This window comes from Syntrophobacter fumaroxidans MPOB, from assembly GCF_000014965.1.
Classification (GTDB): Bacteria; Desulfobacterota; Syntrophobacteria; order Syntrophobacterales; family Syntrophobacteraceae; genus Syntrophobacter; species Syntrophobacter fumaroxidans.
In genome coordinates this window covers 2,492,426-2,510,473 of sequence record NC_008554.1, presented here as the reverse complement: position 1 = coordinate 2,510,473, position 18,048 = coordinate 2,492,426, and the positions used below count along the sequence as shown (strand labels likewise).

Annotated in this window: 16 protein-coding genes; 3 read left to right on the top strand and 13 right to left on the bottom strand. The window is 59.9% G+C overall.

All coding sequences use genetic code 11. The annotated features are described in order from the left end of the window. Window positions 1-40 precede the first annotated feature (40 nt). The 5 genes from SFUM_RS10620 to SFUM_RS10595 all read right to left on the bottom strand — a co-directional run bounded on the left by SFUM_RS10620 (window position 41) and on the right by SFUM_RS10595 (window position 6,316). Window positions 41-1,384 (bottom strand): ArsB/NhaD family transporter, encoded by a 1,344-nt coding sequence (locus SFUM_RS10620; RefSeq protein WP_011698904.1) that lies wholly within the window; start codon window positions 1,382-1,384, stop codon window positions 41-43. Window positions 1,385-1,491: 107 nt separating this feature from the next. After that, on the bottom strand, window positions 1,492-2,535 hold the full coding sequence (locus SFUM_RS10615; protein ID WP_011698903.1) for an amino acid ABC transporter substrate-binding protein: 1,044 nt from the start codon (window positions 2,533-2,535) through the stop codon (window positions 1,492-1,494). A 1,231-nt stretch (window positions 2,536-3,766) separates the two neighbouring features. Then, window positions 3,767-4,267, bottom strand: coding sequence for a GDYXXLXY domain-containing protein (locus tag SFUM_RS10605; protein ID WP_011698901.1), 501 nt, complete (start codon window positions 4,265-4,267; stop codon window positions 3,767-3,769). Then, complete coding sequence (locus tag SFUM_RS10600; RefSeq protein WP_011698900.1) at window positions 4,260-5,348, bottom strand: DUF4401 domain-containing protein; 1,089 nt, start codon at window positions 5,346-5,348, stop codon at window positions 4,260-4,262. The genes SFUM_RS10605 and SFUM_RS10600 overlap by 8 nt, the downstream gene beginning before the upstream one ends. After that, window positions 5,345-6,316, bottom strand: a complete 972-nt coding sequence (locus SFUM_RS10595) for a DUF2157 domain-containing protein (RefSeq protein ID WP_011698899.1) — start codon at window positions 6,314-6,316, stop codon at window positions 5,345-5,347. The genes SFUM_RS10600 and SFUM_RS10595 overlap by 4 nt, the downstream gene beginning before the upstream one ends. Before the next feature lie 450 nt (window positions 6,317-6,766). Here SFUM_RS10595 and SFUM_RS10590 point away from each other — a divergent pair, with 450 nt between their 5' ends. The 3 genes from SFUM_RS10590 to SFUM_RS10580 all read left to right on the top strand — a co-directional run bounded on the left by SFUM_RS10590 (window position 6,767) and on the right by SFUM_RS10580 (window position 9,156). After that, window positions 6,767-6,946, top strand: coding sequence for a hypothetical protein (locus SFUM_RS10590; RefSeq protein WP_041440308.1), 180 nt, complete (start codon window positions 6,767-6,769; stop codon window positions 6,944-6,946). Between the two features lie 897 nt (window positions 6,947-7,843). Next, the gene (lysM, locus tag SFUM_RS10585; RefSeq protein ID WP_011698896.1) at window positions 7,844-8,275 is read left to right on the top strand and encodes a peptidoglycan-binding protein LysM; all 432 of its coding nucleotides are present in this window, start codon (window positions 7,844-7,846) and stop codon (window positions 8,273-8,275) included. 92 nt (window positions 8,276-8,367) lie between these two features. Then, window positions 8,368-9,156, top strand: coding sequence for a tellurite resistance TerB family protein (locus SFUM_RS10580; protein ID WP_011698895.1), 789 nt, complete (start codon window positions 8,368-8,370; stop codon window positions 9,154-9,156). A gap of 255 nt (window positions 9,157-9,411) precedes the next feature. On the opposite strand, the gene SFUM_RS10575 is transcribed toward SFUM_RS10580, so the two are convergent. From SFUM_RS10575 to SFUM_RS10535, 8 genes are all read right to left on the bottom strand, one after another. Continuing rightward, window positions 9,412-9,927: a hypothetical protein gene (locus SFUM_RS10575; protein WP_041440306.1), complete on the bottom strand. Its 516-nt coding sequence runs from the start codon at window positions 9,925-9,927 to the stop codon at window positions 9,412-9,414. Window positions 9,928-10,517: 590 nt separating this feature from the next. After that, window positions 10,518-10,745: a hypothetical protein gene (locus tag SFUM_RS10570; RefSeq protein ID WP_011698893.1), complete on the bottom strand. Its 228-nt coding sequence runs from the start codon at window positions 10,743-10,745 to the stop codon at window positions 10,518-10,520. A gap of 353 nt (window positions 10,746-11,098) precedes the next feature. Further along, the gene (gene ypfJ, locus SFUM_RS10565) at window positions 11,099-11,953 is read right to left on the bottom strand and encodes a KPN_02809 family neutral zinc metallopeptidase (protein ID WP_011698892.1); all 855 of its coding nucleotides are present in this window, start codon (window positions 11,951-11,953) and stop codon (window positions 11,099-11,101) included. 73 nt (window positions 11,954-12,026) lie between these two features. Further along, window positions 12,027-12,329 carry a hypothetical protein gene (locus SFUM_RS10560; RefSeq protein WP_011698891.1) on the bottom strand — a complete coding sequence of 101 codons (303 nt, stop codon included), beginning with the start codon at window positions 12,327-12,329 and terminating at the stop codon, window positions 12,027-12,029. A 194-nt stretch (window positions 12,330-12,523) separates the two neighbouring features. Next, window positions 12,524-12,916 (bottom strand): ComEA family DNA-binding protein, encoded by a 393-nt coding sequence (locus tag SFUM_RS21740; RefSeq protein ID WP_011698890.1) that lies wholly within the window; start codon window positions 12,914-12,916, stop codon window positions 12,524-12,526. A 221-nt stretch (window positions 12,917-13,137) separates the two neighbouring features. After that, the gene (locus tag SFUM_RS21735; protein WP_011698889.1) at window positions 13,138-13,566 is read right to left on the bottom strand and encodes a hypothetical protein; all 429 of its coding nucleotides are present in this window, start codon (window positions 13,564-13,566) and stop codon (window positions 13,138-13,140) included. A gap of 282 nt (window positions 13,567-13,848) precedes the next feature. Further along, on the bottom strand, window positions 13,849-14,451 hold the full coding sequence (locus SFUM_RS10540; RefSeq protein WP_011698888.1) for a hypothetical protein: 603 nt from the start codon (window positions 14,449-14,451) through the stop codon (window positions 13,849-13,851). An 80-nt stretch (window positions 14,452-14,531) separates the two neighbouring features. Then, on the bottom strand, window positions 14,532-18,005 hold the full coding sequence (locus SFUM_RS10535; protein ID WP_011698887.1) for a clostripain-related cysteine peptidase: 3,474 nt from the start codon (window positions 18,003-18,005) through the stop codon (window positions 14,532-14,534). Window positions 18,006-18,048 lie beyond the last annotated feature (43 nt).

The window sequence follows — 18,048 nt, the reverse complement described above, 5'->3', positions numbered from 1 at the left end:
ACCTGCGAAGCCTGCCAAATGAGAACATGAAAACGGCACACTACCGTCCCGTCAGCCAAGTCAGCGCCAGCACATAGAAGGCTGACATGAGCAGCTGAACAGCGGTCACGGGGACCCCGTATCGAGCGAAAGTGGCAAAACTCACAGGTTTTCCATGTGCGGCACAGATCCCGGCACTCACCACATTGGCGGATGCACCAATGAGCGTTGCATTCCCGCCCAGGGTTCCCCCGAACATCATGGCGACAAATAGCGGCAAGGTGAAAGCCGGCCAGTCGGTGAAGGCCGCTCCGAGAGCCAGCTCCGGCACGAGTTGTGCTGCAACCAGGTACCCTTTGACCAGAAGCAGCATGGCCGCCACGACGGGAATATTGGCCAGCAGGCTGGACGACATGCCTACGCCCGCCAGCACGATTATGGCCACCACCAGCAAATTGTGGCCAAACCAAATATTCATGTGCCTGGACAGGCCCTGCAGGATGCCGGTTTTCGTGAATGCTTCAACCATAAGGAACATGCAGGTGAGGAAGATGAGGGTTTTCCAGTCCACGTCGTTCAGCACCCGTTCCACCGGTTCCACCTTTAAGCCATAAACAACAAGAAGCGCGAGGGATGCTGCAACAATGGCAACCGAAGGAGGAACGATGGGAACGGGCATCTTCTCACCGAAAAGAAAAAGCAGAATCATCACGACCAGCACCAGGAGTGCGAGCGAACAGAACGCGGGGCGTTCCAGCCGCGGCAGGGGCAGTTCGGCAGGCAGAGGCCGCTGCGTCCGCCAAATGTCTTTGAGCAACCAGGGGAGGATCGGGATGGGGAGCAGAACGGCGATCAGCCCCCCGAGGCTGACTCTATGCAGATATTCCCCGAAACTCATCCCAATGGAGCTCCCGACCAGGAAAGTGGCAGGGTCGCCCACCAGGGTCAACAGTCCCGCGGAATTGCTGATGATGGCGGTGAGAATAACGGGCGGGACGAAATCCACTTCGAGAGCCCTGGCTACGCGAATGATTATGGGAGCGAGAAGGATCACGGTGGTGGCGTTGGGAAGAACGGCACACAGTGGGGCCGTCAGGACGATCACCCCCAGAAGGAACCGCTTACCGCTTCCGCGGGTTGAACGAAGATAACGCATTCCCAACTGGTCGAAGATTCCCGTCGGCACCAGGGTCCGAGCGACCACCATGCCGCCGAACAGGAGTGCTATGGAGCCTCCGGCGTTCTGCGCTGCTTGTAGAAATTCGTTGCGTGTGAAAGCCCCCAACAGAAGCATGGTGCTGACGCCCAGGAGGGCAGCCAGAGCCATGTCGAGAAGGTTGAAGGCTATGGACAGAATAACCGCCGCAAAGACGAGCAGAGTAAGAGCGATTTGAGATTCACTCATGGTGTTCCTCGTTGACGGCAGGGGGTGGAACCTCTTCAGCCAGATTGAAAGAGGTGAGTGGATTGCCTTGTCTCCGTGATGATACATGCCGTGAGCAACCGAGATCATCATCGAAAGGGCGGGGCATACATGAGTCCTGCGTCTTTCCAGAGTTTGTTGGGCCCGCGTTCCAGATTCAGAGTACTTTGAGACCCCAGGTTCCGCTCGAAGACTTCGCCATAGTTTCCAACACTCTCCACCACGCGGATTCTCCAGCCCGGATCAATTCCCAACGATTTTGCGATGAGGCCGTCCAACTGCTTCCAGGACATCGCACGGAAGTCCGCGGTTTTCTCGAGTCGCGACCTGACGTTGGCTCCGGTATAGCCGCCATCCTCGGCAAGGATGAGCGTGAAAAGGACCCACCGCACGATGGTGAACCAATCCTCGTCTCCACGACGCACCACCGGTCCCATGGGTTCCTCGGAGATCGTTTCCTTCAGCAGGGAGTATTGGTCGGGACCGTCAGGTGCATTCATCCGCGCGGTCTTCAGCTGTGGACTCTCGGAGGTGAACGCCTTGCACTTCCCTTCGTTCAGAGCGGCCATCGCCTGGACACTGGATTCCACCTGGAGCGGCTGATAGGTCCAGTTCCTCGCGCCAAACGTCTGGGCTATGTGTTCTTCATGACTGCTTCCCCTGACCACGCAAACCGTGGCTCCATCCAGTTGGGAGAGTTCCGTTATCCCGCTGGACGTCGGAACCAGGAACCCCTGGGTGTCATAAACGAGCACCCCGGCGAAGAGAATCCCCAGCACAGCCTCCCGCTCCATCGTCCAGGTCGTGTTGCGGGCGAGAACATCCAATTCACCTGCTTTGAGCGCCGGAAAGCGCCGAGAGGCGGTCAAAGGCACGAAGTCCACCTTTTCGGGATCCTTCAAAACCGCGGCCGCTAACGCCCGGCAGAAATCGACATCCATTCCGGTCCAACGGCCGTCGGGCCCCTTCCAGGAAAACCCGGGGATGCCGTCGCTCACTCCGCACCGGAGCTTCCCCCGTGCCTTGATACGGATCAGTGTGTCTCCGGCGCTCGCCACGTTTTCGGGGAACAAGAGCACGGAAGCGATCAAAAGTGTCACGAGGAATCCAAAAGTCCGCTGCAAAAGCTCCACGCCTTCTCCTCATCCTTGTCCAGTAAGACTCAAGGGTATCGCTCATCAGCCCCTTTGATAACGCCGACTTCGGCGGATTCGAGGAGCCGATCCGAAGAAAGCCCCTCGAAGCAACCAATCGGCAGCGTCCGGAAACAGGCCTCGGGAAGGATTCAGGACAAGTTTTCCTACCGAAAGCGCGGCTCGTGTAAGTCCTCGATCCATTCCTCGACGCGCTTGTTGGTGAGAACCCGGTTTGAGCGGTGTATAGAACGGGCAATCCGCATTATCGGGGATTCCGGCGTGGAGAACCCAGGTCATCCACCCTTGGTTCCATTGCCGCCGGTCGATTGTTCCCCGTCCGCCTCCGGTCAGGGTTTCGGGATCCGAGGACTGTTAAGATGAACGCGTCGTTCCAGGTGGTGAAAGAAGAAGAGTGCGTGAACCGCGGGTACCATCCCGGGTTGAACGATTCCGGAGCTCAAAGCGCCGATTCGGGTTGGCGCAAAACCTGCCCGACAGGCCGAATAACCCGTTGAGCAGCAAGGGCGGGTTTGTTCCCGCCCGCAATGAATTGTGCCTTTGCCTCGCCCCATACACGAAATCGCTGAATTTGACGAATCATGGATCGCCCCACATCGGCAGGACTGTAAGGGCTTTCCCGAAATGGGGCTGTCTGTGATTCGTCCAAGGTGGCCCGCAGACTGCCATAAGGTCCCAAGAGGCGCTGCTTTCATCTCCGCCCCAAGGCGTTCTTGGCCTGAGAACGTGCTCAAAGTCTTGAGGATACACTCTCAGCTTGCCATGAAGACGCCGGGCATGATCATGTGCTCGGTGCAATCCTTCACGTATTTCCGATAGATCGGGTGCGGCCGTGTGTCAAGTCTTCGTGGCGGAAGATCCAGATAATTCCCGGAGTTTCTTCGCTGCGCGGGGGAGGCTCCGGGCGGATCCTCCATAAGCCCGAAGGAACAGCAGCGGGACGTGGGTCCGGGCATGGTTCCGGCAATTCGGTCAATTTGCGGTGGAGGAGTTCTCATTTGGCGCAACCTGGATCATGCAAGACCTCATGGGTAGGGCCGTATCCTCTCCGATCCGCCACCTCGGGAGAAAGGGACCGGGAACGGGGGGCGAACCTGCGTCCTTTCCTCCATGAGGCGCACGATAGTCCCTCCATGTGCCTTCCGATGCATCGGACTGGCAGGTACCGTTGCATGCCGTTGAATTCTCCGGACGGCAGAGGGTCCGGCTTTCAGCGCCGCGGAGCCTCTCCCAGCGGCTCGAGGTCCTTGCCGCGCAGCCCGGTGAGGATCGCGTCCCCGTCGGCGGCGACTCGGAATTCCCCGTAGCGTGCCGTCTCGTAACGGTCCGCGTGCCCTTCCTGGAAGAAGAATGCGTTGGTCGCAAACTTCACTTGACGATCGCGAACACGATAGCGCATGAGAAACTCATCCGGTGCCAACGGCCCCCCGACGTCCAGCCGCACGAACGAGGCGACCCCTCGCGCGTCGGGCTTCAACACGATACGCCCGTCACGAACCTCTTCGCGCACTTGCCCGCTGCCGAACGCATCGGTTGCGGCCTTGAAGCGCAGAGCCATGTAATCGCCCTGCATGAGCGAGCGCGGATCGACGGGGGCCAGCTCCAGCAGCGCGACACGGCCTTCGCGGATGATCCGTTCGCGTTCGTATATGGCGTAGTTGGCGACGGCGAGGACGACCGCTCCCATCAGGAGTGCGATGGCTTTACGCATGAGAGGCTTCCTCCGCGCTTTCCGGCGCGGGCAGACACTTGAGCAGCACGAGGCGCGCGATGAGCAGCGAGAGCCCGACGCCTGCCAGCACCTCGGACTTTTGCAGCAGAGTGGCGTCCAAAACGTAGTAGTAATGGGCGAGGTATCCGAGCAGCGCCAGAACGCCCAGCCCGGCAAGGCGGCGGTTGCCCGCCGCATGGCCCACGACGAGAATCGCAACGCAAGGCCCCAGTCCCGGGGCTTTCAGCGACGCCGCCGCAAGGATTCCTGCTCCCGCGAGTACCGCTTTCCCCGGTCTCGATCCAAGGGGGACATTCTCCCAATAGAGCAGGCGGATCGACACGCCGATCAGCACGGTTCCCGAGAGCCCCAGGCCAAGCCAGACAAGGAGATCGTTCCCGGGGGCCGGCACGGCACGCGACCACCATAGAACGCCCTCGCTCCTCCCGCTCAGCATGATCACCGTCGCGATAATGGATGCGGCCAGTCCGTAGCCTCCGGCCCGCAGCAGGGCGCCTCGACGCGGGTGCCTGAATTCGCTGAACCATAAGAACGCGAAAGCGGCCGTCACAATCCCCGGCGCAAAGGTGCTGAGCTTCAAGTCCCAAAACGCCAGGGCCAGCGCGAAGGAGCCCGCCCAGGCGCTCCAGACCCTGTGAAGGAAGTTCGGTGCCGCGAAGAACAGGAATGTCTCCACGGCAGTCATTGCCAGGCATACGGCGAAGAAATCCCAACGGAGCAATTCACTGATCCCGAAACAGATCAACGCCTGACCCGCAAAACTCAGGGCCAGGGCAAACTGGCTCGCAAAATCGGCTCGCAGCCCCGACCGGAAAAGCATTGCGGCCCCGGCGCACAGCAGCGTGCCGGTGATGATTGCGCCCGGCCAGTTCTCGATCAGGGAGTGAAAGCCTATGCCGATGAAAGCCAGCAGGAAAAGCGCTCCGATCCATCCCGCGATGCCGAGCATGACGCGAACGAACCACGGAGTGGGCGACGCCACGGCCGGAGGCAGTTCCCCATGCACCAGGGCCGCCGCCTCGAGGCGCTCCCAAAGCTCCTGCCGCTCGGCGCCGTTCATCGCTTCTCCTCTGCCGCAACGCGTTTGAGCCACCACCCGCCCGCCGCCGAAAGAGCGATCACGACCAGGCCGATGAACAGGAACGACCCGGCCTGATGATCGCGCAGCATGTGCTTCCCGAGAAAACAGGTCACCGTGACGATCACCGAAAGAACCCCGCCCGCAAGGGCGTAAAGGTCTTTGATGCGGAACCGGTAGACCACATAGACGGCGGCGAGCCAGGCGAGCCAGACCGGAAATCCCCATCCGCTGCTCCCGCGCCGGAGGCACAGGTCGGAAACCGCGAGGACGGTGCACAAAGCCCCGCCGGCGGTGATGATCAACCGCGCGGCCCAGCGTTCCCGCAGCCACGCCACGCCATGGGCGGCCAATATTTCCCAGATTGCAAGCGCCGCCGTATTCAGCCCCAAAAGTTGCCAGAGCAGTCTTTCCGGGCCGAACACCACGCCTGTGAAGCCGTGGAACGCAGTGGTGTAAAGCGTTACCGCGAGATTGACGAGCAGGAGCCAGAAGACGCACAACGCCGCGAACCGGCCGACCAGCACCCACGGCACGATCAGAACCGCCCAGGTCGCGAACAGTTCAAAGGAATCGGCGCCGGTCTGATAAGTCTGGCCGATGAGCGCGAAGATCGCGCCGACGAGCACCGCGCCGCCCAGAAGGGCGGCCTTGCCCGCGGGACGTTCCAGCCCGAGCTTCCAAACAAGAAACAGGGTGGCGAGAAAGACGGCCTCGACCATGCCGAACTTCGTAAAATGCCCGATTTCGTTCCAGTTGTAGGCCAAAAAGAATACGACGCCCGCCGCGGTCATCACCGACCCCATCCACAGGAGCATCCGGTCCAGAAAGAGCCGCCAGTCGCCGCCTGAGGGCAAAACTCCGGCGAGCTTGAGCGCCCGGCGCACATCTTCCGGCGCGAGACGGCCCTGCTCGGCCCATTCCAGGATTTCCCTGCGGCGGTCGGTCACTGGAGCTCTCCCATGAATGAATCGCGGGACAATGGACGGCGCGCCCCGAGTCGCCTGGAAACGGGCCTTTCGGGGACGCCCGAGTCGAAAACCATCGCTTCCTCGTAATCGGAGCGGTCGCGCTGGGGCATCATAGCACAGCCGCAGCTTTCCTCCAGGGGGAATAGAGTCCTTCAGGAGATGAAGTCGGATGCGGGATACGGTGCGTGCAACTCCGTCGCCGGCCGCATCTTTGCGTACGGGTATTCAATCGGCTGCCCCGCCCGCGGACTTTAGCCGCCGCGCGCCGCCTCGAGTCGGACTGTGGGGCGACCTGGCAGGCTGGTTCCCTGATGCCGGCGGCATCCTGTTTGTTATAATTCCAAAAACACCGATGCGCTTTTTCTTTGTCGAGGTGCGTCCCGATGGCCTCCGGGCTTTTTCCCGAACGACGAAAGGAGGGAACGAGGCATGACGATACTTGACGAAACGGGGGGAATGAGAATCTGGCAGGATGAAGCCGGAAAGCTCTGGACACTCGCCGATTCCCGTATCGATACCGAGATATTTGAGCTCATCGGGAGCCCGGTTCTCAATGAAGGGACAGGCTTGTGGTACCAGGAAGTCCAGGTGCGGACCGATACGCGATGATTTACGGCAGGGTTGAGGCCCGGTGTCGGCATTTTCAACGCAACGCGGTCTCAAGCCACGGCGCAACGCCGCAACGAAGGACATCCGTAGGGTGGGCACGGTTCCTCCGTGCCCACGATCAGGCCGGGCCTCGTGCACCCGCACTCGTCATGATCGCTGCGAAAGTCTGCGGCCACCAGTCTCTTCAATGGGCGCGTTCCACACGTCGGCTCCTGATCGTTCACGGCACCGAGTGCTGGGGCAAGGGTATCGAGACCGTGGGCTGCGCTGTCGCGCATCCCACCCTACTCGACTCAAGAGTTGACAAAGAACACAGTTGCTACGGAGCGATGTGCCCGTCAACAGAGCACGGGGCACGCAGCGATTCTCCACCAAAGCGCCCAATCCGGCCCCGGATAACGGAAAATGCCGCATCTGGAAGGTCTTTCTTCTGAAGAGCCGTTTTCTCAATTCCCGGGGCGGGACATTCCATCATCTCGAATCTGCCCCCGAATCCCGTGAGGTCTGCGCGCCGCCGACAGAAATTATTCTGGAATCTGCGTCGGAAAGGTTTAAAATACTGCCAGGCTGAATCGTTCGGCATACTGCGTCATCCGGCATGTTCTCGTGCCATGTATCGTGCATCAACCAATCGGTTTCGACGAGGCATCGAACCAGTAGAGGCCCCCGGATCGGGGTCTCCGGTCAGCCGTTTCATCCCTTCCTCCGCAATCGCGCGGCCGGAGGGCGTGCCGGTGATCGTCCGATGGAGACCGTGCGTCCGCGGGGACAAGCTTCGAAAGACATTCACAACGCCGATGGAAGGAGGGGAATATCGGCGCGGGGCAGGTGTGAGCCGGCGGGCGCGGATCGAATCGCGGAATCGTACCGAATCACCAGGAAAACGGGAGGATCGTCATGGGACTTTTCGATTTTGTCAAGGAGATTGGGAAAAAGCTTTTCAGCGGTGAGGCGGAAGCTGCGGACAAGATCAAGAACCATATTGAAGAGGCAAACCCCGGGATCCAGGGACTGAATGTTTCCTTTGAAGACGGGGTGGTCTCTCTTTCCGGGCAGGCATCGAGCCTCGAGGCCCTGGAGAAGGCCGTCCTGATGGCCGGTAACGTGCAAGGCGTATCGGAGGTCAGGGTCCAAGGCCTCCAGGCCCCACCCGCGGAGGCCAAGGTGGAATACTACGTTATCAAAAAAGGGGATACGCTTTCGGCCATCGCCAAACAGTTTCTGGGGAATGCCAATGACTATCCGAAAATCTTCGAAGCCAACCGTGAGGTCATCCGCGATCCGAACCTCATCTTCGTCGGCCAGAAAATCCGCATTCCTCTGAAGTGAGTCAATGGGGAGGACATCGTTTTCCGGCTGCCTTTCCCTGCGGAATTCCGCATGGGATCGGTAGAGTTCACTCGAAAAACCAGGAGAATGCCATGAGTCTCAGCGAAATATTGGGTTCCGTCATCCAGGCGGGGATGACTTCGTCGTCTCACGACCGGTTGAAGAATTCGCTTGGCGAAAGTGGGGGCGGCGGCTTGCTGGAGAGTCTTTCTTCGATGCTCGGTGGTGCCGGAGGCGGACTCGGCGCAGGCTTGGGAGGTTTGGGCGGTCTGCTGGGAAGTGTCCTGGGCGACGTCGAAAAAACCGTCGGCGGAAAGCAGAATCTCGCTCTCGGTGGACTTGGAGCGCTTGCCGGCGCGCTTTTGGGAGGTGGACGCGGTTCCATGGGGGGAGCCCTGGGCGGTGGGTTGATGGCGCTCCTCGGGGCCATGGCCTACAAAGTCTTGAAAGGCAGCGGCACTGAAACCTCCGGCGTGCCGATTGGATTGGCGGAACCGAAAACCGAGGCCGAACGGCAGGGGCTGGAGCAGCACGCCGAGCTGCTTCTGAAGGCCATGATCAATGCGGCCAAGGCGGATGGGCAGATCGATGAGAGCGAAGTGCAGCGCATCGTCGGCAAATTGCAGGAAGACGGCATAGACCGGAACGAGCAACAATTCATGATCATGGAGATGCAGAAGCCGATGGAGACGCAACAACTGATCGCCGCCGTCGGGGGGCGCCCGGACGTTGCGGCTCAGGTCTATGCGGCTTCGCTGTTTGCCATCGAGGTGGACACTCCCGGGGAGAAGGAGTATCTCAATCAACTGGAGGCCGGGTTGGGGCTGACACCGGAGGTGACGCAGCAGATTCGTGAGTTTGTCGGGGTGCATCCGGCATAAGGAGCCGGGAGGTCCCTTAACTCGACATATCACATGTCACGCGTGCAGCGAGCTTCACCGGGCAGGAGGGGACGGCAAGACTCTTCGCAACACGGCCGCGGCTGGGGCGAAAGGTCGGGAGAGTTCCTTCCCCTTTGCCCCGGCCGGCGGGCGAGCACCAGAGACAGCCGTCCGGTCGCATGCCCGGCCGCAACCCGGCGCTTTCGAGTGACGGGGCGGAGCCCGCGGGCCTGCTCTCAGACGAGAGCTTATCCGCTACTTGTTCACGAAATTCGCGCCTGCCCCCACGAAGATGATCCGATGACTCATCGATTCGACGCCGGCCTTGATCTGGACCGACACGCCCAGACCGTAAGTGAAAGACCGCACGTAACCCAAATCGACGGTGACGGTCTTGTAGCCGTTCGACCAGCTTCCTTCCTGCACCTTCACCTTGTTGACTCCGTCGTAGATGTGGATGGCCGATACCCAGGCGTCCACGCTGCCCGTGTAGAATCTCACTTTGATGTAGCGCACACCCTGGGTGGTTGACGCAATGGTCGGAACGGCGAAGTGAACCCAGTTGAAAGTCCCGGAGTTCAAATTGAAATCCAGTCCCCATCCGAATTCGAAGCGATTGTCGTTGGTGAATCGATCCTTGTACTCGATGTGCCCGCTGTTGCCATGAACCCACTGCCACGTTGCGTGGGCCGGACCGGCCAATACCAGTGTCGCCGTCAGGGCGACAGCAAAGACCAGGAAAATACGGCGCAAAACAATGATCTTTTTCATGATGCCCTCCTTGGTCATCGTGTTGCCGTTCGGCACGAACCCGGGAGGTCGTGCAGTGCATCGGTCCTGCGGCTTATAGAGCCTCCAGGGAGCGGATCGCACACCCGGAGGCTCACGCTAAGGCATTTTCAGAAGAATCCTGGTCACTGAAACCTCCCGCGAACGAGGAGTCTCAAGGAATCACGACCTGAAAACAGAGCTAACCGGAGTCGATTGAAAAGAGGGCACTTACCCGGAAGAATATTGAATTACCATATAAGATAATTAATCGAGTTGGGATGTAAAGGGGGATTTGTGGGCGGCAGTACCTGGTCAAATGCATGCCCGGCCTTCCTTGACGGCATGCCGCAATGCATGTGATGTCGACGGTTCATTGGTATCCCGTCGTACCCGCCGCCGTCCGGCCCGGAGTCCTGGATTCCGCCGCCGCGGGATTCCCGGATCGTTCGTGCGAACCTACCCCTTTCCCTTCGGCTGCGATCCGGCACAAACGATCGCATGATCCTGTCCGAACCGTCGGTACACGTGCTTGCTTCGCGCTGGAGTGTCCTGTATCGGTATCAAGCCGGCAACGATTGAATACCGGCGGCTCATGCCTTGGCGACAGTGGGGAAATACCCTTCGCCGCTCTTGAAGACTCCGATCTTTTCGCCTTTGCTGTTCAGGACGTCGTAAACCTGGGGATCGGTTGCCCGCAGCCTCCACCCCTCGGCAGTGCAGAATTCCTTCCTGAAGTCCCAGTAGCGCATTCCAGAAGTCCCTTCCATGACAACAGGCTCGGTTCCTGCGGCTTCCGGTTCAGTATTCTTGGTTTCCATGGGTTTCCTTTCCGTCTGGATTGAAGTGTCCCGGCAATTGTGCCGAGTGAGTGATCCCCCGGTTCTCGGTTCCGAAAACGATTCCTGGGCTTGGAGACAGGAAAACCGCCTCGGCTTTGCGAGGTGGAGCCCCCGGTCCAAAGCGGTTCAGTTGATCGGTCGACGCAACCCCGCGCTCGGGTGAAAGCCGTGTTTCGCAAAATCCGGCTTTCCCCCTCATGACAAAACCCTGCACTTCCGGGCCAAAGCGTTCCCACGTGACCCGAATAAAGCTCGACCTGCGGCCGGGCCATGTTTTGCGACCATACGACGCGCGGCTCAAGGACCGTGCATGGCGTGACGGTGGCGGGCCGCTACAGCGATTTCTCCTCGAAAGTGTTGCACTGCTTGACGTCCCCCGTCTCAAAACCCCGCCGGAACCATCTCACCCTTTGAGCCGATGTTCCGTGCGTGAAGGCGTCCGGGACGACCGTGCCGCTGGTCCGTCGCATGATCCGGTCATCGCCGATGGCGCTGGCGGCACCCAGCGCCTCTTCCAGGTCCCCCGTCTCCAAAAGCCCTCGAGACCTGTCCGCATAGTATCCCCAGACACCGGCATAGCAGTCGGCCTGCAGCTCCATCCTGACCGACAGGCGGTTGGCCTGCGCCTTGCTCGCGCGCCGCATCGTGGACTGAACCTTTTCAGCGATCCCCAGCAGGTTCTGCACGTGGTGGCCGACTTCGTGCGCGATCACATAAGCCTGGGCGAAATCGCCCGGTGCCTGGAAGCGATTCTTCATTTCCTCGAAAAAACCGAGGTCGATGTAAACCTTCTGGTCTCCGGGACAGTAGAACGGCCCGGTGGCCGCCTGGGCAAAGCCGCAGGCGGAGTCCACCGCGTCGGTGAACAGGACGAGCTTGGGCTCCCTGTAAGTCTTCCCGTATTGTCGGAAGATGCCGTGCCAGGTTTTTTCGGTATCGGCAAGCACCACGGAGACGAACTGGGCCATCCGGTCCTGCCCTCCGTAAGGTTGTTGCCGTTGTTGCGTTACGTAAGGGGGAGCGCTCTGCTGTGAGGTTTGCAGGAGCATGGACGGGTCGATGCCGAAATAGAGAGCCACGAGCACAATGATGATCGTGCCGATTCCGCCCCCCACGAACCCGCGAGAAGCGGGGACTCCTCGCCGGTCTTCCACGTTTTCGCTTCGTTCCTCATCTTCCCACCGCATGAAGTATCCCTTTCCCGGCGCGCCTTCCTTGCTCCCTGTGGAACCGCCCCACTCGCACTGCAGGGATGTGCGGTTACGGCTTCTTTGCCGCTCCCGCCTTCGGCGCCTGCTTTTCTTTCTGTCCCTGGACTTCGATCTTGGAGGCTTTCATGAAATAATAGACCGTCACCTTGGAGCCCACCTTCAACTCTCCACCCTCTATTTTAGTCACTTTGTCCAGGGCGATCTCCCATTTTTCCTTGCCTTTTTGAACGATGACGACATCGTCTTTTATCTCCAGGACCGGTCCCGTCACCTGGTACTCTCTCGGGCCCGCGGCAAAGGCGGCGGCGGAAAAGAACGCCGTGAGAAACAGGATCACCAAGCATTTTTTCATAGTCCGTTCTCCTCTCCATGTCCCATGATTTGTTTCGGATGCCCGCGCAACACCGCATTCCGGCTAGCGCGGATTCAAAAACCCGTCATTCCGCGGCCGTCCCGCAGGAGGAGCGGACGGGCCTGCGATGTCAATGCCGCAACCGCCCATCGAAGAGGACATTTATGGGCATCGGGAGCCCGCATGGCCGCCGGCTATTGAACGGTGATGAGATCCTTGATCTTCTCGTAAGTCCCCTTCTTGATTCCCTTGACCTTCATGATGTCCTCGGGTTTCGAATAGGGGCGCCCGGCGATGATGGCCTGCGCCTTTGCGGGGCCGATCCGCGGAAGCGCCGCCAGTTTCTCCTTGCTCGCGGTGTTGATATTGACCTTTTCTCCCGGTGCAAGCTTGGGGGCCTGCGCCGGTTTCTTCACTGCCGCGGCTCCTGTTCCCGAAGGTGAGGGAGTCTGCGAAGGCGCGACCGTGCTTTTCTGCATCTGCGCATGAAGCGTCGGAACGCCGCAGATGAAACCGGCCATGAGGAAAATCACAGCCACGACGCAGCCCGTGCAACGGCGGGCTAAAGTACCTCTACTCGGTATCATGGGCCAACCCCTCCTTTTCTGCGGTCCTCGAGACATTGAAAGAAATGCAACGCTTAGTACCGGATGACTCTGAAACATGCCGGCAGAATCGCACAGAATCGACACTCACTTCCAGTGAAAAATATCGTGCATTTCATCGATCGCCGCAGAGAAGGGGTGAATGCGCGCACTCTCCTCCCGGTGAGCCGGAAACGGGTCGTGCCGAGCGTTCGGCGGCGGTTCTACTTTATGGAAAAAGGTGCGCTCCCAGCCAATTGATCGTTGACGTAAACGTCGATCTTGTAGTTCCCGACCGGCCAGCCGTTGGTGGGCCTCGAAAGCATGAAATGCACGGTGGCGTTTCCTTCCCTTATGAACTCCACAACGGCGGAATCGATTTCATAGTTCGGTGTCGAAATGGCGTCCACCGAGACCCAGACGCCTTTGACCTTCGTCCCCGGAGCGGGATCCACGACCGACACGAGTGCATGAACCGCCGCCTGGTCCGGTTTGAACTTGTCCGTGGCGCCCACCGGCTTGGTGGCGGTATCGTCCACGTTCTGACACGTGACCACCGAAGTGACCCGGGCGGCCTCCGCAGCCCCCTGATGGTAACCGAAGGACAGTATGCCGATGATGAGAACGAAAATCCTGAGACTGTTGGAATGCATAGATCATCTCCTTTTTGATGTTGTTCCGGGTTGTTCCTCTGAGAGCCTCCATTGCATGTCGGACGAGGGTGGGACGAGACGCCGTTCAGTGTTCGTCCGGGTCCGCTGAACGGCGTTTTTCCGATCGTCGAAAGACTTCCGGTCCGGGAGTGGGGACGGCATTGGGAAAACCCGGCGAGGCAACTTCCGGAATGGTTTGGTCGGTATCGGCTCCACGGTGCGAGGCCGGGTTCGACAGCGCCGGATCGATACCACGGATTCCGAATACCGTCCCGACGGATGTCATTCACAGAGGGCGGGCGCATACAGGTCCCCCTCGTACATCAGTTCGGTGATGGTGCCGTCGGCCGCCTGGTTGTAAACGGCGGCCACACCGGTGCTTCCATCGGAAAAAGCGAGGTGGACCCGGTTTCCGAGGACTCTGTAAGTACCATGGTCCGAAGGGTCCCCACCGCCTCCGTACCCCAGACCCGATCCTGAACTGAAGGAGCTTTCCGAGCTGTATGTGAACCGTCCGTTGCCGTCGAAAGTGGCTCGAATGGAGTGGGAGTAACTGCTTCCGGACCCCGAAGAACCTGACCAGTGGCAGAAGGTTCCCCGCAGCAGACCATTGAGATTTCCGGAAGCGGGTGGACCCACCTCCGCAGCCAGGCGTGCTTGCCCGGAGGGGAGCGTGGCAGGAACCTGAGGAATTCCCGCCTGTATCCTCATTTGAGTTGGTGGGGATGCCGGGAGGCAGGCAAAGCGGATTGGCGGCGAATCGCCTGGGAGTGAATGACCGTAGAGCGGAGTGGGAACGGGCATGTCCATCCAACCGGTGGTCCCGAACGCAAACACCACACCGAAAATCAGGATAACGCAGGATTGCCCGGCCGTTAGGCGCATGATCGATCTCCTTTCGATGCGAGGGAGCGGGCGGCGACCGCGGCGTGTTCGAAGGGTACACGGGCTCGACGAAGAACGCTCTACTGCTTTCTGCGGAACCGGAACGTCTGGCCTCCTGAGTCTCTCAGGGTCAACTGTTGACCCGACAGGCTGAAACTGAAGCGTTCCACCTCCCCGGTTATCGCGCTTCTGGTGATCAACTGCTTCCCGCGGATCTCATAAACCCCCTTGTCCTCCAGCATGTTGAACTCATAAAGCTCATAGGTGGACTCGCCCATCTTCAGGACTTCTCTGTCGGGGCCGTACCACAGGCCGGCGAGAGATGCGCTCGGTGAGGGCGGCTGGACCTGGGAAGGAACGGGAGGAGGGACCGTCATGCCGGGTCCGGGAGCCGGCCCGGTGGCTGTGCCTTGCGGAGCCTGCCGCTTCGCCCAGAGAAGGAGCCAGCCTTTCGGGACCAGGTATTTGAGGATCATTCTTGGTGCGCCCTGGTCCCATCGCGACACGAGCATCGTGAAGTTCATCGCCTCGACCGGCCGGCCCTCGTCATCGAAGGAGATGAGCCTCAGAGTCGGCATCAGCCGTGTGTCGAGAAGAACCGCCATGGGCGTGACTTTCCAGCTGGAATCGCCCGGGTTTTGTATCTTGGCGATCAGAACTTCCGGGTTGGAAGGGGATGGCGCAATCTCGGTGAACGGCGGGATCGAGTTCCACTGCCCGTCTTTCAACCCGTGCCATTGCCAGGTCCCGACGAGGTCCTTGAGTTTGACCTTTCGAGCGTTCTCCACGAAGGATTGCTCCTCTTTGGTCAATGCTTCCAGCTTGATTTGCGTGGTGGCGAACGACGACTGTCCCGCTATGGATTCCGCCCGCATCGCCACCGTCAGGTTGGACGGTTCATCGGTGTCGATGACAAGCTCGAGCCCCTTTCCCCACTTCAACGTCTCCCCGGCCACATAGCCGGCCTTGCCGTCGTCGGAGATGAACTCGAAGAGCAAAGTGACCTCATCTTCGGGTTGCAGCTTGACTTGACGATACGCCACGGTTCCGTCCTTTTGAGGCAGCTCGGCGACCACATTCGCGACCGTCCAGGTGACGGCGTTGAAAAACAGGGTCGCAAAACACTGTTCCGCTCCCTGCCGTTTCAGAGCGACGGGGACCGCGGCATGCTGGAGGTCGGAAAGGCTCGAGGCGTCGATGGTGGCCCGGGCTGCATGCCGCCCGTCGGTCACTTTCAGATGCCGCCCGATGAATTCCTTCGACACCTTGTTGCGATTGCCCTTGAACTCGGGCATGATCAAGTCCACCACATCGGCCACGGCCCCCTCCTTCTTCTTGTAGAATTCGGGATCGTACACATAGCCTTTCTCGAGAAGGGCAAAGCCGTTTCTTTTGTCGTCTCTGACCGCCTGCATGTATTGCACCCACAGGATATTTTCCCCTTCCACGGTCGCCTCAACCTTGAACCCCCCGCCCGGTTTACCTCCCTTCACAGGGTTGCCTGTTTGAGCGTCCACAACCCGGATATCGGTGACCCTGGGAGGGGAGAGCTGCTGTTCCTGAGCTTTATGGAGGGCGGACAACATGCCCTGCCACGCACAGGTCTTGCTCATCCGGATTTGCAGATAGTCGGGATCGAATTGAGCGCCCCGTACGGGAGCGTATACGGCGAGTCCGTGACTGAGCCGGTGGCGGGGCGAGGCATGTTTTGCGATAATGGCCTTGTCCATGATCGCGACGATGTCCTGGTATTCCTTCTGTGCAGGAAAGTTGGGGGTTGAAAGGCGAAGGCGGTTCAATACATCCATCAGGTCCACACTCGCAAGCACTCCTGACTTCCTGCGAATGTCCGTCCGGTCGGCGTATCCCTCCGAATAGTATAAGGACCGCGAGACCTCCGGCCATGCACCCGGAACCGATTCCGACATCTTTCGCGCAAAGTCGCTCAGAGAGCTCACCAGCTTGTCCGTCTCGCCGAGATCCACGGCTGAGAGCGTGGCAACACGCTCTTTGCGCTCTCCGTAATACTTTCCGTAACTTTCGACGATCTGAGCGGCCAACCGCCTGGCGCCCATGGTTCCCTTCCCGAAATAGGGCAGTATCTGGTCATAGGGCCAGCCGTCCCCGGGTTCCACAGCCTGCGATGCCAACATGATTTCGGCAAGTCCCGAGAGCTCGCAGGCCACTTCGAGCTGGGCCATGAGGCACATGTCAAACCCAATGATATCGATCCGTTGTCGGCCGGTGTCCTTCAGTGCCCCCGCGACGGCCTCCCTCAGTCTTGGGAGCGTCATTTTGTCGCGGCCTTTGGGGGCGCCCGGCGCCTTTTCGTCGATGAGGTGGGCGGCCCAGCCCCCGCCGTGATCCCACAGAATCAGCGCGTGATGCTGTGCGGGAAAGGCCTTGAGCACCGAGGCCAAAAAGGTGTGGAGAACCTGGGGATCCGCCATGTTCACTTCACCGGCGGTCGTGATGACCTCCGATTTGGTGGAGCCCGCAATGTCCTTGCGGATTCGCACGACCTGGCCTTCCCCCCCGGCGCGATCCAGAAACACGATGCATTCGACGCCTTCTTCGGAAATTCCGCGCTCCATTTCCTTCAAGTCCTTCAGGGCGAAGGGTTCGAGATCGTTATCTCCGTCCAGATACACGGCTATGGTCCAGATTCGTTGCGGGTCTCTGCGTTCGGGGCCCAGATCGAGGCTGAAAGGCGGCCTGGCCGGATCGCCCCCCCGGACCGAGAAGGCAATCTTTCCCGCCGTCTTGCCGTTGATGTACAGGTCGAATCTGTAGTTTCCCGCAGGCCATCCTCCCTCCGGTTTTTCCACCAGGAAATGCACGGTGTCCCCGCCTTCCTGCCCGAATTCGGCCTCGGTGGCGTTGATCTCGCGGTCGGAGCCCCCCGGTTGTCCCAGAACGCTCCAGATTCCCTTGAGCTTCGTCCCGGGAACGGCGCCTTCAACCTTTGCGAGCACGTGAAGCTCGGGGGTTGTGGCATCGAAGGTGTCGGTGACGTTGATCGGGCTGAGTCCCGGGCTTGCCACGGCCTCGCATGAAACAAGGGAAACCAGTTTGGGGGAAGGTGACTGAGGGGAGGATTGGGAAGACGCCGGGGCGGCCATGGGTGATGCCGCGACAGCGAAGGGTACGGACGTCAAAAGGGCTCCGTCAAGGTGAAGATCCACCTTGTAGTTCCCGACGGGCCATCCTTGATTGGGCCTGGAGAGGGAAAAATGCGCGGTACCTTCTCCATCCTTCGAAAACTGGGATTCCGAGGAGTCAATTTCGTAGTTGGGGGTCTTGATCGCATCCACGGAAATCCATGTTCCCTTCACCTTGCTGCCGGCCTTGAGCCCTTCAAACTGAACCAGAAGATGTATTTCGCGGGTGTCCTGCGTGAACCGACTTCTCACCCCCACGGCTTTCATGCTCGACGGTTCGACACTTTCGCAGGTTGTGATGGAGACAATCCTGGCCGCAAAAATCTGCGAAGGGAATACGAACCCCAGAACGGCACAGATCAGAAACCACTTTCTCGGGCGTATACGAGACATTTGTCCCTCCTTCATCCCAGGCGGTTGCAGGGGAGGCCGTATG